The following is a 26,342-nucleotide window of genomic DNA, read 5'->3' as shown; positions in this document are numbered from 1 at the left end:
CCTATGACTGCAGAAAAATTAATTTCAGAAATTAAAAGGAAGAAATCGTTTTTATGTATTGGGCTAGATGTAGATCTTGATAAAGTACCAAAATACCTTCTTGAAGAAGAAGATCCCATTTTTTCATTCAACAAAGCAATTATTGATGCAACACATCATCTCGCTGTAGCATACAAACCTAACACAGCTTTTTATGAAGCCTACGGTATCAATGGTTGGAAATCTCTTCAAAAGACAATTACTTATTTGAATAACAACTATCCTGAGATTTTTACCATTGCAGATGCAAAACGAGGAGACATTGGTAATACATCATCAATGTATGCTATGGCCTTTTTTAATGATTTAGGTTTTGATTCGGTAACTGTGGCACCCTATATGGGAAAAGATTCTGTAGAGCCTTTCTTGGCTTTTGAGGATAAACATACTATTTTACTAGCATTGACGTCAAATGAAGGTGCGTTTGATTTTCAAACTCAGAAAATTAATTCAGAAAAAGAAGTGTACAAAACGGTTTTAGAAACTTCAAAAAACTGGAAAAACGCTCACAATTTAATGTATGTTGTTGGAGCGACCAAAGCTGAATATTTTTCAGAAATACGAAAAATTGTGCCTGATAATTTTTTGTTAGTTCCTGGAGTTGGCGCACAGGGCGGAAATCTAGAAGAAGTTTGTAAATATGGTATGAATAAAAACGTAGGCTTGTTAATTAATTCATCTAGAGGCATTATATATGCTTCTCAAGAAAACAATTTTGCTGAAGCTGCCAAGAAAGAAGCAAAAAACCTTCAGCAACAGATGCAAACAATATTGAATGCAGTTTAAAGATCAATTAAACAACATAATTACACTTACCAAAACTCCACAGAGGATTGTATCATTAGTGCCTTCTCAAACTGAATTGCTGGTAGATCTCGGTTTGCGTGATAAGTTAGTAGGGATTACAAAGTTCTGTGTACATCCTTCAAAATTACGGAAAGAAATCAAAGTGGTAGGCGGAACCAAAACTCTACATTTTGATAAGGTGCAACAAGTGTCTCCAGATTTAATTATTTGTAATAAAGAGGAAAATACTCGAGAAATGGTGATGGAGCTTCAAAAGATAGCTCCGGTTTGGGTAAGTGATATTTATACCATTGAAGAGAGCCTGCAAATGATTGAATCAATAGGAGCAATTTGTGATGTAAAAGAAAAAGCTTCTGAAATTATTGAAACAATTCAATTTGAGAAACAAGATTTTTTAAAATTTATAAACCATAAGCCGTCTCAAAAGGTAGCTTATGTTATCTGGAAGAAACCATTAATGGTTGCTGGAAAAACCACTTTTATAAACACACTTTTAAATTTGAATAAATTTGAAAATGTTTGTGAAGAAAACACAAGATATCCTGAAATAGATATTAGTAAACTCAAAAATGTGGATCAAGTATTATTATCAACCGAGCCTTTCCCTTTTAAACAAAAAGATGCACAAAGATTGAGCAATGAAATTGGCAAACCAGTAAAAATTGTAGATGGAGAGTTTTTCAGTTGGTATGGATCAAGGTTAGGTAAAGCGTTTCAATATTTTAAAACGCTTCATAAATAAATAGATTATTTATCTGCATATTGATATCTGTAGGACTTAATTTCATCCAATATTTCTTCTGCCTTTTCGTGAAAAAAATCACTTTTCTTTTTATCCTTTATAGCAACCTCATAGGATTTACGCATTAATTCGCTGTAACGCTTTTTTAATTTATCAAGCTTAGTTTCTCTTTTAAACCAATTCATCATAATCACATCTTTTCTACTTTACAAAAGTAGAATGGATATTAAAAAACTGATGTTAGTGTTTGGTTAATTAAATACTAATTGTGTTTTGATAATCAATTAATTACGTTAAATCCTTAACAAATTAATCTTGTAAAGCAAAAACTTGCTTTAATAACGTAGTAGTTCTCGCTGAAACTTGATTTCTTATTTTCTTTTCTTCAACACTTATCATGGTATAAACTCCTTTAAGAGCTTGATTGGTAACGTAATCTGTCAAGTCTGGATTTACATCGTTTACCAACGGAATAGAATTATACTTATTAATTATATTTGACCAAATTTGATCTGCACCCACTTTTGAAAAGGAATTTTGTATCACAGGGTTAAATTTTGCATATAAGGCAGTATTGGTTCTGTTTTGTAAATAATTGGTTGCAGCATTATCAGGACCTAGCAAAATATTTTTAGCATCGTTAAATGTGATATCGCGTACCGCATCTACAAAAATTGGTGTTGCTTCTTTTACTGCGTTTTCAGCGGCGCGGTTCATAGCTTTTAATCCTTCATCTGCCAAGCTACCTAAGCCTATATCTCGTAGCGCTCTATCTACTTTTTGTAGTTCTTCCGGTAATAAAATTTTTACTAATTTATTTTTATAAAAACCGTCTCTTTGAGTTAATTTGGTTACTTGTTTGTCTATACCAAAGTCTAACGCCTGTCGCAGACCGTTTGCAATCATTTGTGGATTTGTACCTATTTGTCCATTTGGCAATGTATTTACAACGTTTTGTAATTCAGCACAAGATATTAGAGTAAAAACCGAAAAGAATAAAGCTATTTTTTTGTAGACCATAATAATTCAAAATTTAAATAAAGATATAAAAAAAGCCTTTCATAATTATGAAAGGCTTTTGTATAAGTAATGTAGTAAATAAGTGTGAAACTTATTTAAGTACTTTTACAGTTTTTGATGAATCTCCAATAGTTACTTTAACCAAGTAAGCACCAGAAGGTAATCTGCTCATGTCAATTTGAGGAGAAACAGCATCTGGCTGTACAGCAAGAACTTGTTTTCCTAAAACGTCATAAATAGCAACAGAGTTTACAGCAGACTTAGACTCGATAGTCAATTTGTCTTTTACTGGGTTAGGGTATACGCTAAATACATCAGCAGAAAATTCATTTACACTTAACTCACCAGCAGCAAGAACAAAATCATCCATATACATTTCTATGTTGTCACTAGCTGAAAAGAAATTTAAACCAGCTAATTCGCTAAAAGTAGTTGTTCCGAATTCAAATGGATAATTGGAAAACTGTTCAGCACCGTTAATGTTCATAGACCAAGTTTGTCCATCTATATCATAAATACAAGTAATTCTGAACCACTCATCTTCAGGATATGTAAATGTTTCATCAAAAGAAGAACAATCAATTGCTCCTGTAACACCTCCTGTGCCAGGTGAAGCTCCATCACAGTTAAAATATACATTACCACCCATAAGAGCTTGATTCCAAGGAGCTCCTCCAGCTGTTAAAGCAGACTGCATATTGAAGTAACCTCCTTTATCTGAAGGAATATACATTTGCCATTGAATGGTGTAAATTCCATCTGTAGGGGTACTAGGAACTAATAACAGTTGATCCATAATAGTATTTCCATTAATTCTTACAGATTGAGAACCTGAGTTTGCAAAGTCACTTACAACATCTGCATCCTCATCACCACCATCTGTTCCAGACCAAGTTCTCCAATGTGAAGCTTGAGGTGAAATGTCTCCTAAATCATATGTATCCATATCATCAAATAATTCCACTTGGGCGTTACTATTAAATGCAAAAGCACATAATAAAAAACCTAATAAGTAAATTTTTTTCATAATCTTAATATTTAAATGTTTTTATAATTTATAATTAATACAACAATATACAAAATATTACCAATATTATAATAACTCTTTAAAATTTTTGAAAATTTTATAAACCCTACTTGTTGCTGGCTTTTTTCGTAAATTTGTCTTTCCAAAAAAAGAGTAAATCACTATATGCAAAACGTTAAACCATACAAGCCAAAAAATAAAGTAAGAATTGTAACTGCAGCCTCATTATTTGATGGGCACGATGCAGCTATAAATATTATGCGCCGTATCATTCAATCAACCGGGGTTGAAGTAATACATCTAGGTCACGATAGAAGTGTTGAAGAGGTTGTAAATACTGCAATCCAAGAGGATGCAAATGCAATCGCTATGACATCTTATCAAGGTGGACACAATGAGTATTTTAAGTATATGTATGATTTACTCAAAGAGAAAGGAGCAAGTCATATCAAAATTTTTGGCGGCGGAGGCGGAGTAATTCTTCCTGAAGAAATTGAAGATTTACACAAATACGGTATTACACGCATCTACGCTCCAGATGATGGACGTGAGATGGGATTACAAGGTATGATCAATGATCTTGTAAAAACAGCAGATTTTCCTATTGGTGAAAGCTTAAACGGAGAAGAAGGAAAACTTTCTGAAAAAAATCCAAATGCTATAGCTAGGGTTATCTCTGCAGCTGAAAATTTTCCAGACGTTGCCAAAAGCACACTAGATAGCATCCATAAAAAAAATGAAAAAGCAACTATTCCTGTTTTAGGAATTACAGGTACAGGTGGTTCTGGTAAATCTTCCTTGGTTGATGAGCTGGTTCGTCGATTTTTAATAGATTTTCCTGAAAAAACCATTGGTATAATTTCTGTTGATCCCTCAAAACGAAAAACAGGCGGAGCTTTATTAGGGGATCGCATTCGTATGAATGCTATTAATTCTCCACGTGTATATATGCGCAGTTTGGCTACTAGGCAAAGTAATTTAGCACTTTCAAAACACGTTGCCGAAGCAGTGCAAGTATTAAAAGCAGCAGAATATGATTTAATTATTTTGGAAACTTCGGGTATTGGGCAAAGTGATACTGAAATTCTAGATCATAGTGACGTATCTTTATATGTAATGACGCCAGAATTTGGTGCAGCAACCCAATTGGAAAAAATCGATATGCTTGATTTTGCAGATTTGGTAGCAATTAACAAATTTGATAAACGCGGAGCTAAAGATGCACTACGTGATGTAAAAAAACAATATACTCGCAATCATCAACTCTGGAATGCAAATAAAGAAGACTTACCTGTTTTTGGTACAATAGCTTCTCAATTTAATGATCCTGGAATGAATAAGCTGTACAAATCTATAATGGATGCGGTTGCTTCAAAAACCAAAGCCGATTTAAACAGTAACTATCAAATTTCAGATGAAATGTCTGAAAAAGTTTTTGTCATTCCACCGGCTAGAACACGCTATCTTTCAGAAATTTCTGAAAACAATAGAGCTTATGACAAAAAAGCTTCTGAACAAGCCGAAGTTGCTCAAAAACTTTACGGAATATACAAAACATTAGAAACTGTTTCAGGAACTACACCAAAACTTGATAAATCTGGTGTAGATGAAGAGTCTTTATCTATTTCAGAAGAGAACAAAGAGTTAGTAAAACTTTTATTAGCAGAGTTTGATAAAGAAAAAATGAACCTAGATCCTTATAACTGGGAAGTAATAACCGGTTGGGACGAAAAAGTAAATCGTTATCAAGAACCAGTATATACATTTAAGGTTCGGGATAAAGAAATTAAAATTGATACTCACACAGAGTCACTTTCTCATACACAAATACCAAAAGTTTGCTTACCAAAATATCAAGCTTGGGGCGATATACTAAAGTGGGTTTTACAAGAGAATGTTCCTGGAGAATTTCCATATACATCAGGTTTATATCCTTTTAAGCGCACCGGTGAAGATCCTACAAGAATGTTTGCTGGAGAAGGAGGACCAGAACGTACTAACCGTCGTTTTCATTACGTAAGTATGGGACTACCTGCAAAACGTCTATCCACTGCTTTTGATAGTGTTACGTTATACGGTAATGATCCGGATCATCGTCCAGATATTTATGGAAAAATTGGAAATGCAGGTGTTTCTATTTGTTGTCTTGATGATGCAAAAAAATTATACTCAGGATTTGATTTGAGTCATCCTATGACATCGGTAAGTATGACAATTAATGGGCCTGCTCCAATGTTGTTAGGTTTCTTTATGAATGCTGCAATAGATCAAAATTGTGAAAAATATATAAAAGAACACGGTCTTGAAGAAGAAGTAGAAAATAAGATCGCAAAGATTTATAAAGAAAGCGGTATGGACCGCCCTAAATACAATGGTGAGTTGCCTGAAGGTAATGACGGGTTAGGATTAATGCTTTTAGGAGTTACCGGTGATCAAGTACTTTCACAAGAGGTGTATCAAAAAATTAAATACGATACCTTAAAGCAAGTGAGAGGAACTGTTCAAGCAGATATATTAAAGGAAGACCAAGCTCAAAATACATGTATTTTCTCTACTGAATTTGCTTTACGCTTAATGGGAGATGTACAAGAATACTTTATAGAAAAACAAGTTAGAAATTTCTATTCAGTTTCAATTAGTGGGTATCATATTGCAGAAGCTGGTGCCAACCCAATTACACAATTGGCCTTTACACTAGCAAATGGATTTACATATGTTGAATACTATTTGAGTCGTGGGATGGATATCAATAAATTTGGACCAAACTTATCATTTTTCTTCAGTAATGGTATAGACCCAGAATATTCAGTAATTGGTCGTGTAGCACGTAAAATTTGGTCAAAAGCTTTAAAAGAGAAATACGGAGCAAATCCTCGTGCACAAATGTTGAAATATCACATACAGACATCGGGACGATCATTACACGCTCAAGAGATTGACTTTAACGACATTCGTACCACTCTTCAGGCACTATATGCTATTTATGATAACTGTAACTCGCTGCATACCAACGCATATGATGAGGCAATTACAACTCCTACCGAAGAAAGTGTAAGACGCGCCATGGCCATCCAATTGATCATTAATAAAGAACTAGGATTGGCTAAAAACGAAAACCCAATTCAAGGGTCGTTTATCATTGAAGAATTAACAGATCTTGTAGAAGAGGCAGTGCTAGAAGAATTTGATAGATTGACAGAAAGAGGAGGTGTCTTAGGCGCTATGGAAACCATGTACCAACGCGGAAAAATACAAGAAGAAAGCTTGTACTATGAAACATTGAAACACACAGGCGAATTTCCAATTATTGGTGTAAATACGTTTTTAAGTAGTAAAGGTTCACCAACAATTCAACCTAAAGAAGTAATTAGAGCTACCGAAGAAGAAAAGCAAGCACAGATTACAACGTTAGAAAAACTACATAAAACCTATGAAGATAGTGCCGAAGAAACTTTAAATAGAGTACAAGAAGCGGCCATTGAAAACAAAAATATGTTTGAAGAATTGATGGAAGCAACAAAAGTTTGCTCATTAGGTCAAATTACCGAAGCATTATTTGAAGTTGGCGGACAGTATCGCCGAAATATGTAAAATTGAATATATAAGTAATAATAAAAAGTCCGATTTAAATCGGACTTTTTTTATAGTGTAAGCATCCAAGTGCGTTGCAATTTTCTGAATTTTTTCAATTCATTTCTCAACAACTGTAAAAACTCTTTTCCGTTGCTGTTTGATTGCTCTAAGCGCTCGCAATTTTTATAAAGCAAATTGGCCAAACGAGCCACAGATGCTGCATGTTTATGTTTTGCTTCAGAAAAAAGTTGACTTTCAGCTTTTAAAATTTCAGGAGCAAGATTTACAGATTGTTGTACAATGTCACCGGTAAAATAAACGTGTTGGTCTTCGGTTCCGTCATCTTTCAATGAAGCCAGGTCTTGCACAAGATAATCTGAAATATTTCGTGAAAGGGCAAAAATTTCCTGTGCCTTTTTATAAAGAGCTGTTTGAGGAAATTTATGTGAAAGATGGGTTGCCATAAACAAATATTCTACTTAAATGAATACCCAAATTTACTAAGATATCGACCTATTTATCAATCGAATTTAAAGCAATTTGCTATATTTGGATTAATAATTAACTTTTTTTTTAAATAAACTTTAAAATGATAGATGAGTTAAACTGGAAAATTTTAAAACACCTTCAAAAAAACGCTAGACTCTCAAGTGCCGAAATAGGAAGGCAAGTAGGGATGAGTTCTCCGGCAGTTTCTGAACGCATAAAAAAGATGGAAGATGCAGGTGTAATTACGGGTTATAATACAGTAGTATCTCCTTTTGAAGCAGGTTATCAATTAAAAGCGATAATTACTCTACGTGCCTTTATGGGAAAACTAAAACCCTTTCTAGAAAAAGTAAAAACATATGATGAGGTTATCAACTGTTATAGAATCACAGGTAATGAAAATATAGTAATGGAAGTTGCTTTACGCAACCAAAAACATCTAGAAGCTTTTATTGATCAACTAATTATTTATGGAGAAACAAAAACACAAATTGTGCTTTCTCACGTGGTTAAAAACAATGATATTAAGAAAGCTTAACATTATGATATTCTTTCAGTTAAAGTTATTACAATTAAGCTATTGTTAGGATTTTGAGCAGTTGATATAAAATATCTTTGAGTAAATTAATTAATCAATAAGCTATGAAAAATTTTACACTACATTTATTAATCTTAACTATTGTAACTGCACTGTTAGGTTTTTCAGGATTAGATATTATTGGAGGAACCATCATTAGATTTATTTGTCTTGTCTCAAGTGTAGGTTTGTTTATATCTTGCCTAGATGCAGTTCTTATTTCTAGAAGAAATAAAAAAATGAACAAGCAAGTAGAAACCGAGAAAGTTAAAAGCGATAATAATGCTTCGCCATTTAATTCTAAAAACTAAAAATTACTCTATAGATATTTGTTTGGGTACAGCTAGCTTAGTTTTCTTTTTCACTAATTTATGAAGCCATAGCGACCCCAAGCATATTAAAATTAAGAATACAAACATAGTTATCCAAGTAAGGTTAAAACCAAAGGAGTCAACCATATTCATGCCTAGGTTATGACCAAAAATATGAGAGATAGAAAAACTCATACTATACACTCCCATATAACTGCCTTTTCTTCCCGTAGGAGCCATTTCTAATGCTAAGGCATTAGAAAATGGTGAACCTATCATTTCTCCAATAGTCATAAGTATCATACCAATTAAAACAACTCCTGTCCAGCTACTTATATTTAGTACCACAAAACTCAATGCTAAGAAAAATACACCCCAAAATGTTGCCATAGTTTTGGACATATTTTTGCGTTCTAACCAGCTTATTAGTGGCATTTCAAATAATACAATCAAAGCGCCATTAATAAAAAACAACCAGCCAATTATATCTTCAGTTAAAAAATGTGCTTTTTCATAATAAAGCGGCATTACCGAAAAGTACTGAACAAAACAAATGCTATTGGCTATCATAATTATGAAAAACAAAACAAAAACATAGTTTAAATATGGCGGTACCCCTTCTTTTTTAACAACCTTATCAGTATCACTTCCTTTGTGTTTCTTGGGTTTTAAAAGCATAAATAATCCAAATGAAGCCAAAACACAAGTAATACCATCTATCCAAAACAATGATGAATAATTAATAGTGGCGATTATAATACCTCCAATTAATGGTCCTATTGAAAAACCTAAATTTATGGCCAATCGTATCAAGGTGATGCTTCTTGTAACATTGCCCGGTTTGCTATACACTTCACAAGCTACAAAAATAGCTGGGCGATAAGAATCTGCTACTAGAATAAGAAAGAAAATACCGAAGCAAAAGCCATAAAAAGATTCAACAAATTGTAGAAAAATAAATCCTATACCTCCTAAAAACAAACTAGCTACAATTACCTTGTAAAACCCAATTGTGTCCGTAAGTTTTCCACCCAATAAAGTCCCAATTAAAGAACCAAGGCCAAAAGCAGTCATAATCCATCCCACTTGTGGCAATGTAAACCCTTTTGCATTTACCAAATACAATGATAAAAAAGGAATAACCATAGCTCCCGCTCTGTTAATAAATGTAACAAGAGAAAGCAACCATATTTCTCGTGAAAGCCCGCGAAAAGTACTTATATAATTAGTGTATAATTTTTTCATCTTGATTGGTATAAAAATAAAACGTCCCGGAATTTTCCGGGACGTTTCTATATTGATTTCGTTTATTATTCTATAATTCAACACACGTATATCCCGATTTGGTGGTAAATAACCACAGATTGTTTTACGGTATAAAGTGTATATCTTTTCATTTTAGTTCAAAATATTTAATCAAAAGTAATAAATTTTTAAAATTAATATGTTTAAATTAAAAAATTATTGAATTTTTCTATATTGAAACCCAATTTTAAATTAAAATTCTTACATGAAATATCTTTTTACTACACTTTTAATTTTAATCTCTATTTCTACTTTTGGACAAAACAATCTAGAACATATTGCTGAAATTGAAGCCTATCAAACTTCAGAAAATAAAAAATTTAGCACTGCTGAAACTACAATTTTAACTCAAAAAGACTTCAAGAAGTTTAAAAGTCTCAATTTTTATCCTATTGATTTAGCGTATAGAGTAGAAGCCACATTTGTGCGAACACCAGATGAAAAACCTTTTTTAATGTCTACAACAACAGAGCGCTTACCTGAATATGTAAAATATGGTGAAGCACACTTTAAAATAAACGGAAAGCTATTAAAATTAAATCTATATAAAAGTACCAAGCCTTATAGTGAACCGGGTTATGAAGATTACTTGTTTCTTCCTTTTACAGATTTAACAAGTGGTGACGGTTCATATGGAGGAGGACGTTTTTTGGATGCCAGAATCCCGGAAGGTAATACAATCTTGTTAGATTTTAACAAAGCATACAACCCATATTGTGCATATAATTCTATATATTCTTGTCCAATTCCGCCAAAAGAAAATGATTTAGATATTCGTATTGAAGCAGGTGTAAAAGATTACAAAAAATACTAAGAGAATTTTACCAAGTACATTCCTAAAAAAACAGCGGCAAAACCTACAACAAAACTTGCCAATGTGTAAAGTGCAAAACTTATAAAATCACCAGACTTTAAAAAAATATGATTTTCATACGCAAAGGTAGAGAAGGTGGTAAACCCTCCGCAAAAACCGGTTGCCAAAAACAACACAGTATTTTCTGAAATTGAATTATTTTTTAAGGCGAGTCCTAGAATTATCCCAATAATTAAACTTCCCAAAATATTTGCAGCAAATGTGCCGTATGGAATACCAGATTCTGTACTGTTTAAATAATTACTTATCCAGTAACGAAGTGAACTACCAATACCGCCACCCAAAAAAACTAACAAAAGCTGTTTCATTTAAAGTGCATCTGGATTTGCTTGTTGAATTATCGGAATGTAGATTTCTGTAATCCAGTTGGAAGGATTAGGAACCTCTCCGGGATCATTTGCATACACTTCAAACATATTACCATTAGGGTCAACTTGTAGGTTGTTATTTGCAATGTATTGATTTGCCTTTTCATACGCTTCAGGTAAATGTGAGTAGTTTCCTTTAAGGGTAGCTTTTACAGCTGTTACTGTTTCCATAAATCCTGTTAAAACAGGACTTCCATCTGGTGTAATTACACGTTCTTTTACAGGTATGGCAGCCGAAAAAATTACCGTTCCATTTTCTGAATCTATTGAATTGTATATTGTAAATGGCATACCGGCAGTAGGTATTTTATTATCTTGCATGTAGCCCATTACTTGTCCAAGCATTGGCCCCATTTTGCTTCCTATTTCACTTTGTTTTGCTGCGGTGGTATTATACATATAATATCCGCCACTGTAGCGTGTAACTCCATCTACATTAATAGAATATTGCTTCATACTTTCTTCAACTATTTCTTCAAGATTGTTTAAACCACTGCTAAACATTTTTGAAAGTCCAGTTTCCATATCATCTTCTTGAAATGACATAAATACCTTTTCCATAAATGATTGTTCTCCTTTCATACCCCAAGTAACTTTTGTTTGTCCTGGTTTTTCAGTATCTTCAAAATACCAATACACGTCACTATCACTGTCGCCAAGTGGTGTGTTAAAAGTAATTTCTTGATTAATTTCTTTATTAGGAATTACTTTTACTGTTTTCATAGAACCGTTACCAACTGTTTCACTTGTCCACGAATAAGAAGCGCCTTCACCTTCAGTTTTTTCGGCATAATCAATTTTCATATTTTTATCTTCTTCCATCCAAGGTCCCCATTTCGGCCAACTTTTATAATCTTTTACATTGTTATACACTACTTCAGCAGGCGCATTGATGATTTTTGATTCAGAAACATCAAAACTACCGTCCTTGGTAGCAAAATAAATAGCGCCGCCAATTAGTACAATCAATATTAGAAAAAATAGGTATTTTAAAATTTTCATTTACAAAAGTTTGTTGGTTATAGAGTATAAATATAATCATTTTAACACAATAGCATAGTGCATTAATGGGCTTTGAAGAAATGAAATTGCTACATTTGCTGAAATATAAAAAATCAACAAAATGAAAAATACTTTTATTATAGCGCTTGCTTTCAGCGGGTTGTTGTTTTTTTCTTGCGCAGATGAGAAAAATGAAAAGCCTAATGAAGATGTTGCTAAAGTTAAAACTGACGATTTTGAATATCAGGTAGATGAGTTTGCCGATATTAAAATTTTGCGGTATCAAATTCCGGGATGGGAAGAATTGTCACTTGAAAAGCAAAAATTAGTGTATTACCTTACACAAGCCGGTCTTGCAGGGAGAGACATTATGTGGGATCAAAACTATCGCCATAACTTAAAAATAAGAAAAGCGTTAGAAAACATATATACTACTTACGAAGGTGATAAAAACTCTGAAGATTGGAAAAACTTTGAAACATACTTAAAAAGAGTTTGGTTCTCAAACGGAATTCATCACCACTACAGCACTGCTAAGATGAAGCCAGATTTCAATAAAGAATACCTTCAAAAACTGGTTGAAGAAACTAATTCAGACTTATCTGGTGAAGCTCTTGATGTGATTTTTAATGATAAAGATTCCAAAAAAGTAAACCTGAGTAAAGATGCAGATATTGTTAAAGAAAGTGCTATTAACTTTTATGGTCCAGATGTAACAACCGCAGATGTTGAAAAATACTACAGCGCTATTGAAGTAAATAAAGAGGAGCCAATTGAAAAAGGTTTAAACTCAAAATTGGTTAAAGAGAACGGGAAACTAGTTGAAAAAACCTATAAAAGTGGCGGACTTTATGGCCAAGCAATTGATAAAATTGTTGAGTGGCTTGAAAAAGCAAAAGGCGTAGCCGAAAATGAGAAACAAGCCAAAGCAATTGGTCTTTTAATTGAATATTACAAGACAGGAAGCTTAGACACTTGGGATGATTATTGTGTAGCTTGGGTAGAATCTACAGAAGGTGATATTGACTGGATAAATGGTTTTATAGAAGTATACAATGACCCAAAAGGGTATAAAGGCTCTTATGAAACAATCGTTCAGATTAAAGATTTTGATATGTCCAAAAAAATGGCTGTCCTTTCAGAAGAAGCTCAGTGGTTTGAAGACAACTCTCCATTAATGGAAGAACATAAAAAAGACAGCGTAAAAGGTGTTTCTTATAAAACGGTAATCGTAGCCGGAGAAGCCGGTGATGCATCTCCAAGTACACCAATTGGAGTAAATTTACCAAACAACAACTGGATACGTCAAGCTCACGGAAGTAAATCGGTTTCTTTAGGAAATATAATTAACTCTTACAATAATGCCGGCGGAAGCGGACGCTTACAAGAGTTTGCTCACGACGAAAAAGAAATAGAACTGGAAGAAAAATATGGCAAAAACGCTGATAAACTTCACACAGCACTACACGAAGTAATAGGTCACGCTTCTGGTCAAATTAATCCGGGCGTAGGAACACCAAAAGAGACTTTAAAAAGCTATAAATCTACAATAGAGGAAGGCCGTGCAGATTTATTTGGATTATATTATTTAATGGATCCAAAAATTCAAGAATTAGGGCTTACAGATGATTGGGAAAAAACCGGAATGGCTGCCTATGATGGGTATATTCGTAATGGTTTAGTTACTCAGTTAGTACGTCTAGAGCTTGGTGATGATGTTGAAGAAGCACACATGCGCAACCGCCAGTGGGTAAGTGCTTGGGCTTTTGAAAAAGGTGAAGAAGAAGGTGTGATTGAAAAAGTTACACGCGACGGAAAAACGTATTATGATATCAAGGATTATAAAAAACTGCGTGATATTTTTGGTGAATTATTACGTGAAACACAACGTATAACTTCAGAAGGTGATTATGAAGCAGCAAAAGCACTTGTTGAAGATTATGGTGTAAAAGTAGACCAAGAAATTCATAAAGAAGTTTTACAGAGAAACAGTAAGTTTAAATCTGCTCCATATAGTGGTTTTGTAAATCCTGTACTTGTTCCTAGTATGAATGACGCTGGCGAAATTGAAAGTTTCAGTATCGAACAGCCTGCTTCTTTTGAAGAGCAAATGTTGATGTATTCTAAAAACTACTCAAACTTACCAACAGAAAATTAATTTAATTTTTTGGTGTTAAAATTAAAAACCTCCCTACAAAAGGGAGGTTTTTTCATATAAATACGAAACAAAACTTGGTTAGTTATTTTGTTGATTTATAAAGTTAGTCTTAAAGTTGTGCAGACGTCTTCGGTAACGGTCATAGATCCAGACCAGCTGTAATCTGTACAATTGGCAGAAAAGCTATAGTTTCCTGGAGATAGATTATTAAAGTTACCTCCTGCATTTGTGTTTGAGCAATCAGGTGTTGTAGTAAAATACCCGTTGATAGTTGAAGAACCTACTCCTTCTACAGTTACACTTATATTTCCGCAGCCAAAATCTTCTCCTATCCAAAATTTAAAGTCTCCTTTTCCAGAGCCACCGCCGTCACCATTTCCTCCGCCATCATCGTTGCCTCCACCGTCGTCATCACCGCCTCCATTGTTTCCATCTGCATCACTGCAAAAAACATCATATCCGGTTACCACAACATTAATAGCGCCATTTGCTTCTTGATTTGCAGCTAGTACAAATTCTTCACCATTAATTGCAATAGTACACGTGTTTGGAGGAATGTCTCCTAGGTTGTGTGCGTATAGTGTCACAAAATTAAATCCGTTGTTTGAAAAGTCATAATCTACAACTATTGGGTTATTGGGACCGTCTAATACTTGCTCGTCAATAATTCGTTCGTTATTGGCAATAATAGAAACAATATCACCATCTATTTGACCGTGGTCCCACACCTCTATAGTGGTAATCCTACTATTAATCTCTATGCATCCTAAAACATTATTTGGCCTACCGTTGGTTGTTGACGGAATTATAGAAGTGGTATTTACTTCAATTTCTTCTTCCTCTCTTGTAGGGGATTCTTCTTCTTCACAGGAAACAAATACAAGGGCAAAAAGTAAGAATAGGGGCAATACATACTTTAAATTTTTCATAATTATAAAAATTTGGTTTAGTTGTTTCAGCAAATCTAAGATTCGATAAAGCACAAAAAAATACCCTTTATTGGGTATTTTTTGTAAGAAAAATATTTTAAAGATGTAAGTGTTATGAGTTGTAAATTAGCCCTTTATGTATGTTTTAATTGCTAAAAGAAGAAGAATAAAAACAATAAAGCCAATCAAGATCCAGAGACTTCCTTTGTAGTATTTTTTATGTAGTTTTTTATCTCTTCGATAGCTGTAAAGCATAATTAATATAAAACCTATTGCAAAGATAGCTGCAAAAATCCATTGACCGGTACTGAACATATTTATGTAATTTTACAAGTGTAAAAATACAATTAAACTTACTAATATGAAGAACAATATTGCTGCAGTTACCAAATTTCATGACACATTTGGTTTGGGAAAAAAAGATACTCCAACAGCAGATTTAGGAAAAGAAAAAAACTTACTACGCTATAAGTTAATGCGTGAAGAAAACGAAGAATATCTAGAAGCTGCCAATAATAATGACTTAGTTGAAGTGGCAGATGCGTTGGGAGATATGCTTTATATTTTATGCGGAACCATCATTGAACACGGCATGCAAAATAAAATTGAAGAAGTTTTTAATGAAATACAACGCAGTAATATGAGTAAGTTGGGTGCAGATGGAAAACCTATTTACAGAGAAGATGGAAAGGTTTTAAAAGGACCTGAATATTTTAAACCAGACATACAAGCTATTCTAGACAAATAAAAAAAGGCCGAAAAATATTTTCGGCCTTTTTTGAGTGTTAAGCAATAGGATATCGCCATCCAAAAGGATCTTCGGCTCTATTTTGTTGAATATCCATCATTTCTTTCTTAAAGCGTTTTGCAAAACTATCATCTTGTTTTGGTACGTCATATACCGTTTCTTTATAGCTAAATGCGCTTACAGGGCTTATCACGGCTGCAGTACCGGCTCCAAAAATTTCTTTTAACGAACCATCCTCGGCAGCTTTAACCAATTCAGAAACTTCAATTCGTCTTACTTCAGTTTTTATGTTGTTATGTTCAGCAAGTTTAAGTACACTTTTTCTAGTAACACCATCCAAAATTCTATCACTTGTTGGAGCTGTAATTAAAGTGTCATTAATTCTGAAAAATACATTCATAGTACCTGCTTCTTCAAGATATCTATGCTCATTTGCATCTGTCCAGATTACTTGTTGAAATCCTTTTTCTCGAGCCAGATTAGTAGGATAAAACTGAGCTCCATAATTACCCGCTGCTTTTGCAAAGCCAACACCACCATCTGCAGAACGGCTAAAATGTTCAGCAATTACAACTCTTACGTCTCCAGTATAATATGCTTGAGCAGGAGCCATAATAATCATAAATTTATATTCGCTAGAAGGAGCTGCAGAAACACCAACCTCTGTTGCCATTGCAAATGGTCTTATATATAATGAGTTGCCTTCACCGGCCTGAACCCAGTTTTTATCTAGCTGAACGAGAGTATGCAATGCTTCAAAAAAATATTCTCTAGGAAATTCAGGTATAGCCATCCGTTTTGATGACTTGTTTATGCGGTTAAAGTTCTCTTCAGGACGAAACAAAAACACATCTCCATTATCATCTTTATATGCTTTCATTCCTTCAAAAACAGCTTGTCCGTAGTGAAATACTTTAGTTGCAGGAGATAGGGTTAAATTTCCATAAGGTTTAATTGTAGGATTATACCATTTTCCGTCTTTATAATCACACTCGAACATATAATCTGTAAAATTTTGACCAAACGTTAAATTATCAAAATCTACTTGGCTTATTTTAGATTTTTTAATTTTTTCAATTTTAATATGTTCGTTAACTGTTATACTCATGATAGGATGTTTAGCTGTCAAAATTAGTTAAAAAATAGTCGATAAAAACGTAAAAATTGCTTAAAATTGCAGAACTATAATATACAATTAATTTCTGAAAAATAAATTATGAAAAACTTAATATTTGCTGTTTTTGTGCTTTTTATAGCCGTAAGTTGTAATGAAAATAAAAAGAACGAAGCTGCTGAAAATGACACTACAGTTGCAGAGCAAACAACCGAAACAAGTAATGAACTTGCTTACCAATCTTTTGGTGAACAAATAGATGATAAGGAGGTTTTAACGGCTTCTGAAATGAAAGCGAAATATGAAAGTATGAAAGTAGGTGATACTATTGATGTGAAATTTCGCTCAAAAGTAAATTCAGTTTGCCAGAAAAAAGGATGCTGGATGCGTTTGGACATAGGAAATGAAGACGAAGCTTTTGTAAAGTTTAAAGACTACGGATTTTTTATGCCAAAAGACATTGCTAGTGATGAGGTAATCGTTGCCGGAAAAGCATATGTTGAAAAAACAAGCGTGGAAGATCTTAAACACTTTGCAAAAGATGCCGGTAAAAGCGAAGAAGAAATTGCCGAAATAAAAGAGCCAGAACTTACTTACGCTTTCTTATCGCACGGTGTGTTATTACCTGAGACTGCAGAAAAGCAATAAATGAAACGTAAATTCCTAAAAACCGGAGATGGATCTATAACAATCCATCTTCCGGAATGGAATGAACAATACCACTCAAAACACGGTGCAATTGCCGAAGCTAAGCATGTGTTTATCACCTCGGGTCTACAATATTTTGTAGAAACCACTCTTCTTAATGAGGTGTTTATATTAGAAATAGGCTTTGGTACAGGGTTAAACGCTTATTTAAGTTATCTAGAAAACAAAAACTCAAACTGCACCATTAATTATACTGGAGTAGAAGCCTACCCAGTAGCTTCAGAAGAAATAGAAGCGCTTAATTATCCACAACTTCTTGCCACTCCAGAAGAAACGTTTAAAAAGTTCCATACTTCAAAATGGGAAGAACAAACTTTAATAGATTCAAATTTTACCTTAACAAAGCGAAATCAATTTTTTTCAGAAATAAAAGATGAACATACATATCATATAATTTATTTTGATGCTTTTGGTGCTAGAGTTCAACCAGATTTATGGACGGTTGAGATATTTCAGAAAATGTATCATGCTTTAAAAAAAGATGGTATTTTGGTAACCTATTCTGCAAAAGGAAGCGTACGTAGAAATATGCAAACTGTAGGTTTTAACGTTGAACGTTTGCCGGGACCTCCAGGGAAAAGAGAAATGTTACGAGCTACCAAAAAATAACTTTCTTAAACCTTAATTTTTTTATTACCTATCTTAATATTGCGTTAAGTGTCTTGTCATTGTAGCGCCTATCCATTAAATTTAAATAATTGCAAGAAAAGAAGAAGATATTGGATTTATGAAAGTATTGATAACGGGTGCCACAGGACTAATAGGAACACACTTAACAAAAGAATGTAATCGAGCAGGAATTGCCGTAAACTACCTGACTACCAGTAAAGAAAAATTTGAAAATAAGCCTAATTACAACGGTTATTATTGGGATCCTTATAACGACGAAATTGATATAAATGCATTTAAAGATGTTACCACCATAATTCATTTGGTTGGTGCTTCAATATCAAAACGATGGACCAAAAGTTATAAGAAAACTATAATTGAAAGCCGAGTAAAAACAGCAAACCTACTTTATAAAACACTTCAGAATACTAAAAATGAAGTACAGCATTTTATTTCGGCGAGTGGAGTAAGCATTTATCCTAATAGCGAATCTAGACTTTACACTGAAAATGATGATGCAGTTGATACTACTTTTTTGGCAGAAGTTGTTCAAAAATGGGAAGCAGCTGCAGATCAATTTAAAGATTTAGATATTCGGGTTGCAAAGGTTCGTACAGGAGTAGTGCTAGCAGAAAATGAAGGAGCATTTCCGAAATTGGTAAAACCTATTGAAAAAGGTTTTGGCGCTCCGTTAGCAAGTGGAAAGCAATGGATGTCTTGGATTCACTTAGAAGATATTGTTTGTATTTATTTATACATTCTAAAAAATGGTTTACAAGGTGTGTATAATGCAACAGCTCCAAGCCCTGTTACCAATGAAAAAATGACCAAAAAAGTTGCCTCATATTTAGATAAAGATTTGTGGCTGCCAAATGTACCGGCTTTTGTATTGCGTTTGGTTTTGGGAGAAATGGCAATTTTGGTTACCAAAGGGCAATTGGTAAGTTCTAAGAAGATAGAAGAAAAAGGATATAAATTTCGGTATGTAAATGTAGTACCGGCTATTAAAGATTTATTATAAAAAAAGCGGTCGTTAAGACCGCTTTTCTGTTATAAAAATCTTTTCAGATTTACTTTTTTGCAACTAATGAAATGGTTAATTCAATTTCATCGTTGATAAATTTATCACCAAGGTTGTCAAATACAGATTTTGAACCGTAGTTTACATTCCATTTTGTTCTGTCAATGCTAAAGGTTTTACTTTCAATAGTTACTTTATCTGCATCCATAGTAATATTTGCAGGAAACTCAATATGGTTGGTTTGGTCTTTTATAGTAAGATTACCTTTTACCATAGTGTGATCTCCCATTGCTTCAGCTCCAGTTAATTCAAACGTTGCTGTAGGATATTTATTTACGTTAAAAAAGTCTCCTTCTTGACCTTCAACTGTACCTTTTAAGTGCGCTTCAAGATTTGCCTTTTTTTCACCTTCTAAGTCTTCATCTGTGATAGAGTTCATATCGATAGTAAAATTTCCGGCTTCAATAACGTTATCTTTTACAGAAAGAGTTCCTTGAGATAAGTTTACAAATCCATTGTGGCTTCCGGTTGGTTTTTCACCTTTCCATTTAATAGTAGATGCTTGTGTGTCTACTGAATAATCAACAGCTTCTTGTGTAGCTTCTGCAGCTTCTTTAGCTTCAGATGTTTTTGCTTCTTTGTTGCTATTGTTACAAGCTACAGCTCCAAAAGCCATAACAGCAATTAAAGCAGTATTAATGATGGTTTTTTTCATAATTTAAAGTTTGTGAATTTATGTTTTGCAAAAATAGAAGTTGTAAGTTTCTTTATTCTTAAATAATTATTAAAAATAATCGATGACATTTTGACATTTTGATTGAAATGGCAGTACTTTTGCACCTTTCTGAAAAAATTAAAAATGAACTCATTTATGAGCAAGAAAAATAAAACCAAAAAAGAGAAGGTTGTTGACGAAAACGTAGCAACACAAGAGCAGGAACAGCAAGTTAAAAATGCTGATACTGCCAATTCAAAGGAAGCAGATGAGAAAGACGATATAACAAAACTTCAAGAAGAGGTTGAAAAAGAAAAAGAACGGTATTTGCGTCTTTTTGCTGAATTTGAAAATTATAAGCGTAGAACAGGGCGCGAGCGTGTAGAATTGTTTAAAACAGCGGGTCAAGATGTCATAACATCTTTACTACCTGTAATGGATGATTTTGACCGCGCACTCAAAGAAATTAAAAAGTCTGAAGATGATAGTTTGCTTCAAGGAGTTAAGCTCATTCAAAACAAACTTAAAGAAACCTTACGCGCCAAAGGTCTAGAGCCAATGGAAGTTAAACAAGGTGATACTTTTGACGCAGAACTTCACGAGGCGGTAACACAAATTCCGGCTCCATCAGACGATCTTAAAGGAAAAATAATTGATGTAATTGAAAAGGGATATACTCTTGGTGAAAAAATCATTAGATTCCCAAAAGTTGTTATAGGACAATAATTTATGAAGGAAGATTATTACGAAATACTCGGTTTAAGTAAAAACGCTACGGCGGCAGAAATTAAGAAAGCATATCGCAAGATGGCAATTAAATACCACCCCGATAAAAATCCGGGTGATTCAAAAGCCGAAGATATGTTTAAAAAATCTGCTGAAGCTTATGAGGTTTTAAGTAACCCAGAGAAAAAAGCTCGTTATGACCAGTTTGGTCACCAAGCATTTGATGGCTCTGGAGGCTTTGGCGGTGGCGGAATGAATATGGATGATATCTTCAGTCAATTTGGTGACATCTTTGGCGGTGCCTTTGGTGGCGGCGGATTTGGAGGTTTTGGCGGCGGTGGTCGTAGAACCGTAAAAGGAAGCAATCTTCGTATTCGTGTAAAATTAACACTTGAAGAAATTGCCAATGGCGTAGAAAAGAAAATTAAAGTAAAACGTAAAAAAGTAGCACAGGGTACAACCTATAAAACCTGCTCAACTTGTAACGGAACAGGACAAGTTACACGTGTTCAAAATACTATACTAGGACGTATGCAAACAGCTACAACGTGTAGTACTTGTGGTGGAAGCGGTCAAATTGTAGATCAAAAACCTACAAATGCAGATGCTCACGGTATGCTTTCTACTGAAGAAACCGTTTCAATAAAAATACCTGCCGGTGTAGTAGATGGTATGCAACTTAAAGTTTCAGGAAAAGGAAACGATGCTCCCGGAAACGGTATAGCCGGAGATTTACTTGTAGCGATTGAAGAAAAAGACCACCCAACTTTACAGCGTGAAGGAGATAATTTACATTATGATCTGTATGTAAGTATCCCAGATGCAACTTTGGGAGCTTCAAAAGAGATAGATACTGTTACAGGGAAAGTGCGAATAAAAATTGAACCGGGCGTACAAAGCGGTAAAATTTTAAGACTTCGTAACAAAGGTATACCTAGTATAAATGGATACGGTTCTGGCGATTTACTGGTTCATGTAAATGTATGGACCCCAAAAACTTTAAGTAAAGAACAACGCGCATTTTTTGAGAAAATGTCTGAAGATGAGCATTTTCAACCCAAACCTGAAAAAGAAGACAAATCATTTTTTGAAAAGGTAAAAGACATGTTTTCTTAAATAAACGTTAATTAAATAATTTTTACCTATATTTGATTCATCGCTATTCTTAAAAGCGATAATTTTTCTTTTTCATAGCAATTTTTTTCCCACCCTTTATTTTATAGAGGGTGGGTTTTATTTTTTGGTACATTTGGTAATAATTTTCTCAGTTTATTACTTTCAAGTGTAACAAACTATAGCTTTATGGCACTAACTTGTTAAATTGCGGTACGCTTCATTTTACTGCAAAAAGTAAATGAATACCTTTACCAATTTTGATATTAAAATCTATGGAAAAACTCTTAGTAGCAAACAACGTTTCCAAAACTTTTGGAAAATATAAAGCCATTAATAATATATCGATTGAAGTTCCCAAAGGAAGTATATTTGGGTTGCTAGGTCCTAATGGAGCAGGTAAAACCACCTTCATTAGAGTTATCAATCAAATAACAATGCCAGACACCGGCAATGTAATTCTAGACGGCGAGCAATTGCAACCACATCACATACAACAAATAGGGTATTTGCCAGAAGAACGTGGCTTATACAAATCTATGAAAGTAGGAGAGCAAGCTTTATACCTTGCACAATTGAAAGGGTTGAGTAAAAGTGAAGCCAAAGAGCGATTAAAATATTGGTTTGATCGTCTTGAGATTGGCGATTGGTGGAACAAAAAAATACAAGAGCTTTCAAAAGGAATGGCACAAAAAATTCAATTTGTTGTAACAGTATTGCATCGTCCCAAACTATTAATATTTGATGAGCCGTTTAGTGGTTTTGATCCTATAAATGCCAACCTTATTAAAGACGAAATATTAAAACTTCGTGAGGATGGAGCTACCGTAATTTTTTCAACCCATAGAATGGAATCTGTAGAAGAAATGTGTGATCATATAGCTCTAATCAATAAAGGAAATAAAATCCTAGACGGAAAACTGGTTGATATAAAAAGAGCGTATAAATCAAACACCTATGAGGTGGGTATTCAAGCAGAATATCCAGATGCTGTAACGGCAGACTTAAAAGAAAAGTTTACACTTTTTCCAGCAACCTTTAAAAGTATAAATAATGAGCTTCAGTATAAAATTCAAATTCCTGAAACGCATACGGCAAATGATTTAATCACATATTTAACCGGTAAAGGAGAGCTTACCCATTTTGTAGAAGTAGTTCCTTCAGCAAATGATATTTTTATTGAAACTGTGCGCAATAACTAATCAAAACACATTATGAACCACCTTTCACTTATACTAAAGAGAGAATATTTAAATAAAGTAAGAAACAAGTCCTTTATTATTATGACTTTTTTAAGTCCGCTGATATTGGTAGGTATTTTTACACTTGTTGCGTATTTATCAAACATTAATAATGATAAAGTTCGCACCATTTCTATTCTAGATGAAAGCCAATTGTTTGTAAATAATTTTACAGATACCGAATCTATTGAGTATAAACCGTTAGAAAATATTTCACTCAACGAAGCAAAAACTTTAGCTGAAACATCAGAATATTACGGTTTGCTTTATATTCCAAAGACCGAAACAATTGACGAATTAAAAAATAAAATTACTTTTTATTCAGAAGATTCGCCTTCGCTTACAATAATGAGCGATATAGAAGATGCTATTGAAAAAAAGGTAAACACTGAAAAATTGCTAGAAGCCGGTATTAATGCGCAAAAAATTGAAGATTTACGTATTAAAATTAATACCAATCTAGAAACCTATGCCGGACAAGAAACATCAAAATTAGGCTCAGGGCTTAAGTTAATATTTGGAGGAGCAGCAGGCTATCTACTTTTTATGTTTATCATCATCTACGGAAATATGATTATGCGTAGTGTTATTGAAGAAAAAACAAGTAGAATCATTGAGGTAATAATCTCTTCAGTAAAACCTGTAAAACTTCTATTAGGAAAGATTTTTGGAACTACACTAGCCGGTATTACACAGTTTATGGCATGGATTGTATTGATAGGTCTTTTTAGCGTTGTAGTAACGTCTGTATTGGGTATTGACCCTTCTACGGTACAAAGCCCGCAACAACAAATGCTTGAGGCCAATGGAGATAGTGTTAATCAAATTGTTATGGAAGTAATACATGAGATTAATTCGCTCCCCATTGCAAATTTGATAATCATGTTTGTCTTGTTTTTTATAGGCGGCTATTTATTGTATGCTTCATTATATGCGGCAATTGGTGCTGCTGTAGATAGTGAAACAGATACCCAACAGTTTATGATGCCAATATTAATGCCTTTAATTTTGGCTGTATACGTAGGTTTTTTTACGGTAATAGATAATCCACACGGTACGGTTTCTCAGGTGTTTTCATTTATACCCTTTACATCGCCGGTAGTGATGTTAATGCGTATTCCTTTTGGTGTTCCTATTTGGCAACAAATTGTATCAGTAATTATTTTATTTGCTACTTTTATGGGTACAGTTTGGTTTGCTGCAAAAATTTACAGAGTTGGTATTTTAATGTATGGCAAAAAGCCAAGCTACAAAGAGATTGTCAAGTGGCTTAAATATTAACTATGCTTCAGGAAGAAAAGGTATCAAAGAAAATTGAACATGTTGTAAAAGATAATATATGGGGAAACATACAAGAGTTTCTTCAACTAGGTTTTCGTTTTGGTGAAGGTGATAAACAAATACACGTTACCGTAGGATTACTGTTATTAGTAATTTTTTCTTTCTTTTTAGCAAGCTTTATTCTGAAAGGAATTCGAGTTCTTTTTACTCGAAATATGCAAGAAACTGATAAGCGAAAATTTATCAGTGTTTTTAGGTTCATTAAATATGTAACCTATATAGTTGTTGTATTTGCGGTTTTAAGCTTTGCCGGAATAAACGTAACACCTTTTTTAGCAGCTTCAGCAGCCTTATTGGTAGGTCTTGGGTTAGCACTGCAAGATTTGTTTAAAGATGTTATTGGTGGAATTTTTATCATACTTGATAAATCATTATTGGTTGGTGATATTATAGAGCTTAATGATAAAGTAGGTAGGGTGATAGATATAAAATTAAGAACTACCAGAGCCATCACTCGCGATGATAAAATTATTATCATACCCAATCATAAATTTATAACAGACACCATATTTAACTACACCCAAAACCATCGTACTACAAGAGAGTACGTTAGGGTAGGAGTTGCATACGGCAGTGACACCGAAAAAGTAAAAGAATTATTATTGCAAAGTGCCGCAAAACAAAAAGGAGTGTTAAAAAGTCCTAAACCTTTCGTATTATTTGAGGATTTTGGAGATTCTGCACTTATATTTAGTATCTACTTTTTTATAGGGGATAGTTTTGTTGATCCTCGTATTAAAAGTGAAATGCGTTTTCGAATAGACCAATTGTTTAGAGAAAACCAAATTACCATCCCGTTTCCGCAACGAGATGTACACTTATTTCAAACTAAAAAATAGAGAACGATTTTGAAACACACTAAAAATCAAACCATCAAGAAGTCGCTAACGGTGCTGCTTCTTTTAATGTGCACTGCAACTTTTTCACAAACTACAGATTTGGCTAGAATTGAATATTTGCATATTCCTTTCTCAAATTCTGAAAATTCTATCAATCGCTATAGAGCTTTAGCGCAGGCACCCATTCCACTCGATGATAATAATGAGAAAATTTTTGTCGTGAGTTTAGAATATCGTTATATAGATTTTTCTTTTAAAGATCTTGAAGATCTTACCGCTTTTGGAGACAACCTAGTTGACTCTTCACAAGATATGAGACTTAACTTAGGATATACTTGGAAACCTAAAAATGATTGGCGCTTTGGAGTGCGAGTAGGAGCTCGTATCAACTCAACACTAGAAAACAGTCTTGAAAGTGATGATCTTATTTATGAAGGTGGTGTCTATGCAATTTTAGACAAAAAGAAAGATTCTTCAGTCGCAAAACCCTACCGTCTTATTTTGGGGTTAACATATTCTACAACACCCGGCCGTAATTATCCATTACCGCTTATTAATTATTACAGAGAGTTTCATCCTAACTGGACATTCACCTTAGGTGTTCCCAAAACAAACGTGCGTCATTACCTTAATGACAATCATAAAGATGCCATACAAGCGTTTGCAACCATAGATAATATATTTTCCAATCTTCAAAACAACTTTGTACCTACATCAACTCAAAACCCAAATGGTAAGCAGGTAGAAAACATAGAGCTTACCGTGGGCTTATTAGGATTAGGGTATGAACATTTTTTTACAGACCATTTACTGTTTTACGGTTATGCCGCACACTCAGTGTATAATAATTTCCGTTTAGAAAATAACGACGGAGAAAAAATTTATGAAATATCTTCTGAAAATACACCTTACTTCAGAGCAGGAATCAAATTTAAATACTAATTAC

At 33.7% G+C, this 26,342-nt stretch carries 27 protein-coding genes; 17 read left to right on the top strand and 10 right to left on the bottom strand.

Going from position 1 to position 26,342, the window contains the following annotated elements; genetic code table 11:
* The first annotated feature begins 3 nt into the window (after window positions 1–3).
* Together pyrF and INR76_RS00635 are read left to right on the top strand one after the other, a co-directional pair.
* Complete coding sequence (pyrF, locus tag INR76_RS00640) at window positions 4–825, top strand: orotidine-5'-phosphate decarboxylase (protein WP_223108683.1); 822 nt, start codon at window positions 4–6, stop codon at window positions 823–825.
* The gene (locus INR76_RS00635) at window positions 815–1,588 is read left to right on the top strand and encodes an ABC transporter substrate-binding protein (RefSeq protein ID WP_223108682.1); all 774 of its coding nucleotides are present in this window, start codon (window positions 815–817) and stop codon (window positions 1,586–1,588) included. The genes pyrF and INR76_RS00635 overlap by 11 nt, the downstream gene beginning before the upstream one ends.
* A gap of 5 nt (window positions 1,589–1,593) precedes the next feature.
* Here INR76_RS00635 and INR76_RS00630 read toward each other — a convergent pair whose 3' ends face one another.
* The 3 genes from INR76_RS00630 to INR76_RS00620 all read right to left on the bottom strand — a co-directional run bounded on the left by INR76_RS00630 (window position 1,594) and on the right by INR76_RS00620 (window position 3,635).
* Window positions 1,594–1,776: a Lacal_2735 family protein gene (locus INR76_RS00630; RefSeq protein WP_223108681.1), complete on the bottom strand. Its 183-nt coding sequence runs from the start codon at window positions 1,774–1,776 to the stop codon at window positions 1,594–1,596.
* 121 nt (window positions 1,777–1,897) lie between these two features.
* Window positions 1,898–2,608 (bottom strand): DUF4197 domain-containing protein, encoded by a 711-nt coding sequence (locus tag INR76_RS00625; protein ID WP_223108680.1) that lies wholly within the window; start codon window positions 2,606–2,608, stop codon window positions 1,898–1,900.
* 91 nt (window positions 2,609–2,699) lie between these two features.
* The gene (locus INR76_RS00620) at window positions 2,700–3,635 is read right to left on the bottom strand and encodes a T9SS type A sorting domain-containing protein (protein WP_223108679.1); all 936 of its coding nucleotides are present in this window, start codon (window positions 3,633–3,635) and stop codon (window positions 2,700–2,702) included.
* A 165-nt stretch (window positions 3,636–3,800) separates the two neighbouring features.
* Here INR76_RS00620 and INR76_RS00615 point away from each other — a divergent pair, with 165 nt between their 5' ends.
* Window positions 3,801–7,226, top strand: coding sequence for a methylmalonyl-CoA mutase family protein (locus INR76_RS00615; protein WP_223108678.1), 3,426 nt, complete (start codon window positions 3,801–3,803; stop codon window positions 7,224–7,226).
* Between the two features lie 50 nt (window positions 7,227–7,276).
* Here the strand turns inward: INR76_RS00615 and INR76_RS00610 are convergent, their stop codons facing one another.
* A complete protein-coding gene (locus INR76_RS00610) occupies window positions 7,277–7,672 on the bottom strand; it encodes a hypothetical protein (RefSeq protein ID WP_223108677.1) in 396 nt (131 codons plus the stop codon).
* A 125-nt stretch (window positions 7,673–7,797) separates the two neighbouring features.
* Here INR76_RS00610 and INR76_RS00605 point away from each other — a divergent pair, with 125 nt between their 5' ends.
* Window positions 7,798–8,235: an Lrp/AsnC family transcriptional regulator gene (locus INR76_RS00605; RefSeq protein ID WP_223108676.1), complete on the top strand. Its 438-nt coding sequence runs from the start codon at window positions 7,798–7,800 to the stop codon at window positions 8,233–8,235.
* Between the two features lie 104 nt (window positions 8,236–8,339).
* The gene (locus tag INR76_RS00600) at window positions 8,340–8,585 is read left to right on the top strand and encodes a hypothetical protein (protein WP_223108675.1); all 246 of its coding nucleotides are present in this window, start codon (window positions 8,340–8,342) and stop codon (window positions 8,583–8,585) included.
* A gap of 3 nt (window positions 8,586–8,588) precedes the next feature.
* Here INR76_RS00600 and INR76_RS00595 read toward each other — a convergent pair whose 3' ends face one another.
* Window positions 8,589–9,830 (bottom strand): MFS transporter, encoded by a 1,242-nt coding sequence (locus tag INR76_RS00595; RefSeq protein ID WP_223108674.1) that lies wholly within the window; start codon window positions 9,828–9,830, stop codon window positions 8,589–8,591.
* Window positions 9,831–10,095: 265 nt separating this feature from the next.
* Between INR76_RS00595 and INR76_RS00590 the strand changes: the two genes are divergently transcribed.
* Window positions 10,096–10,704, top strand: a complete 609-nt coding sequence (locus tag INR76_RS00590; RefSeq protein WP_223108673.1) for a DUF1684 domain-containing protein — start codon at window positions 10,096–10,098, stop codon at window positions 10,702–10,704.
* Here INR76_RS00590 and crcB read toward each other — a convergent pair.
* Both crcB and INR76_RS00580 read right to left on the bottom strand, forming a co-directional pair.
* Window positions 10,701–11,072: a fluoride efflux transporter CrcB gene (gene crcB, locus INR76_RS00585; RefSeq protein ID WP_223108672.1), complete on the bottom strand. Its 372-nt coding sequence runs from the start codon at window positions 11,070–11,072 to the stop codon at window positions 10,701–10,703. The two genes, INR76_RS00590 and crcB, sit on opposite strands and share 4 nt — an antisense overlap.
* On the bottom strand, window positions 11,073–12,134 hold the full coding sequence (locus tag INR76_RS00580; protein ID WP_223108671.1) for an SRPBCC family protein: 1,062 nt from the start codon (window positions 12,132–12,134) through the stop codon (window positions 11,073–11,075).
* A 121-nt stretch (window positions 12,135–12,255) separates the two neighbouring features.
* On the opposite strand from INR76_RS00580, the gene INR76_RS00575 reads away from it, so the two are divergent.
* The gene (locus tag INR76_RS00575) at window positions 12,256–14,292 is read left to right on the top strand and encodes a dipeptidyl peptidase 3 (RefSeq protein WP_223108670.1); all 2,037 of its coding nucleotides are present in this window, start codon (window positions 12,256–12,258) and stop codon (window positions 14,290–14,292) included.
* Between the two features lie 95 nt (window positions 14,293–14,387).
* Here INR76_RS00575 and INR76_RS00570 read toward each other — a convergent pair whose 3' ends face one another.
* Window positions 14,388–15,221: a hypothetical protein gene (locus INR76_RS00570; RefSeq protein WP_223108669.1), complete on the bottom strand. Its 834-nt coding sequence runs from the start codon at window positions 15,219–15,221 to the stop codon at window positions 14,388–14,390.
* 361 nt (window positions 15,222–15,582) lie between these two features.
* Between INR76_RS00570 and INR76_RS00565 the strand changes: the two genes are divergently transcribed.
* Window positions 15,583–15,969, top strand: coding sequence for a nucleoside triphosphate pyrophosphohydrolase family protein (locus tag INR76_RS00565; RefSeq protein WP_223108668.1), 387 nt, complete (start codon window positions 15,583–15,585; stop codon window positions 15,967–15,969).
* Between the two features lie 37 nt (window positions 15,970–16,006).
* On the opposite strand, the gene INR76_RS00560 is transcribed toward INR76_RS00565, so the two are convergent.
* Window positions 16,007–17,077: a branched-chain amino acid aminotransferase gene (locus INR76_RS00560; protein WP_223108667.1), complete on the bottom strand. Its 1,071-nt coding sequence runs from the start codon at window positions 17,075–17,077 to the stop codon at window positions 16,007–16,009.
* Between the two features lie 108 nt (window positions 17,078–17,185).
* Between INR76_RS00560 and INR76_RS00555 the strand changes: the two genes are divergently transcribed.
* The 3 genes from INR76_RS00555 (at window position 17,186) to INR76_RS00545 (ending at window position 19,421) form a co-directional block, all read left to right on the top strand.
* Window positions 17,186–17,731, top strand: a complete 546-nt coding sequence (locus INR76_RS00555; protein WP_223108666.1) for a DUF4920 domain-containing protein — start codon at window positions 17,186–17,188, stop codon at window positions 17,729–17,731.
* Window positions 17,732–18,400 (top strand): tRNA (5-methylaminomethyl-2-thiouridine)(34)-methyltransferase MnmD, encoded by a 669-nt coding sequence (mnmD, locus tag INR76_RS00550; RefSeq protein ID WP_223108665.1) that lies wholly within the window; start codon window positions 17,732–17,734, stop codon window positions 18,398–18,400.
* 118 nt (window positions 18,401–18,518) lie between these two features.
* Window positions 18,519–19,421 (top strand): TIGR01777 family oxidoreductase, encoded by a 903-nt coding sequence (locus tag INR76_RS00545; RefSeq protein ID WP_223108664.1) that lies wholly within the window; start codon window positions 18,519–18,521, stop codon window positions 19,419–19,421.
* A gap of 49 nt (window positions 19,422–19,470) precedes the next feature.
* Here the strand turns inward: INR76_RS00545 and INR76_RS00540 are convergent, their stop codons facing one another.
* Entirely contained in the window at window positions 19,471–20,136 is a 666-nt protein-coding gene (locus INR76_RS00540; protein WP_223108663.1) for a YceI family protein, read from the bottom strand.
* 156 nt (window positions 20,137–20,292) lie between these two features.
* Here INR76_RS00540 and INR76_RS00535 point away from each other — a divergent pair, with 156 nt between their 5' ends.
* The 6 genes from INR76_RS00535 to INR76_RS00510 all read left to right on the top strand — a co-directional run bounded on the left by INR76_RS00535 (window position 20,293) and on the right by INR76_RS00510 (window position 26,338).
* On the top strand, window positions 20,293–20,862 hold the full coding sequence (locus INR76_RS00535) for a nucleotide exchange factor GrpE (protein ID WP_223108662.1): 570 nt from the start codon (window positions 20,293–20,295) through the stop codon (window positions 20,860–20,862).
* A 3-nt stretch (window positions 20,863–20,865) separates the two neighbouring features.
* Entirely contained in the window at window positions 20,866–21,978 is a 1,113-nt protein-coding gene (gene dnaJ / locus INR76_RS00530; RefSeq protein ID WP_223108661.1) for a molecular chaperone DnaJ, read from the top strand.
* 272 nt (window positions 21,979–22,250) lie between these two features.
* Window positions 22,251–23,177 carry an ABC transporter ATP-binding protein gene (locus INR76_RS00525; protein WP_223108660.1) on the top strand — a complete coding sequence of 309 codons (927 nt, stop codon included), beginning with the start codon at window positions 22,251–22,253 and terminating at the stop codon, window positions 23,175–23,177.
* A gap of 12 nt (window positions 23,178–23,189) precedes the next feature.
* Window positions 23,190–24,497: an ABC transporter permease gene (locus INR76_RS00520; protein ID WP_223108658.1), complete on the top strand. Its 1,308-nt coding sequence runs from the start codon at window positions 23,190–23,192 to the stop codon at window positions 24,495–24,497.
* A gap of 2 nt (window positions 24,498–24,499) precedes the next feature.
* A complete protein-coding gene (locus tag INR76_RS00515) occupies window positions 24,500–25,396 on the top strand; it encodes a mechanosensitive ion channel family protein (RefSeq protein WP_223108657.1) in 897 nt (298 codons plus the stop codon).
* Between the two features lie 9 nt (window positions 25,397–25,405).
* Window positions 25,406–26,338: a DUF6268 family outer membrane beta-barrel protein gene (locus tag INR76_RS00510; protein ID WP_255592722.1), complete on the top strand. Its 933-nt coding sequence runs from the start codon at window positions 25,406–25,408 to the stop codon at window positions 26,336–26,338.
* The last annotated feature ends 4 nt before the right edge of the window (window positions 26,339–26,342 follow it).

The organism is Marixanthomonas sp. SCSIO 43207, from assembly GCF_019904255.1.
In the GTDB taxonomy this organism is placed as follows: Bacteria; Bacteroidota; Bacteroidia; order Flavobacteriales; family Flavobacteriaceae; genus Marixanthomonas.
The sequence above is the reverse complement of the archived record's forward strand: the minus strand, read 5'-3'. Positions and strand labels throughout refer to the sequence as shown.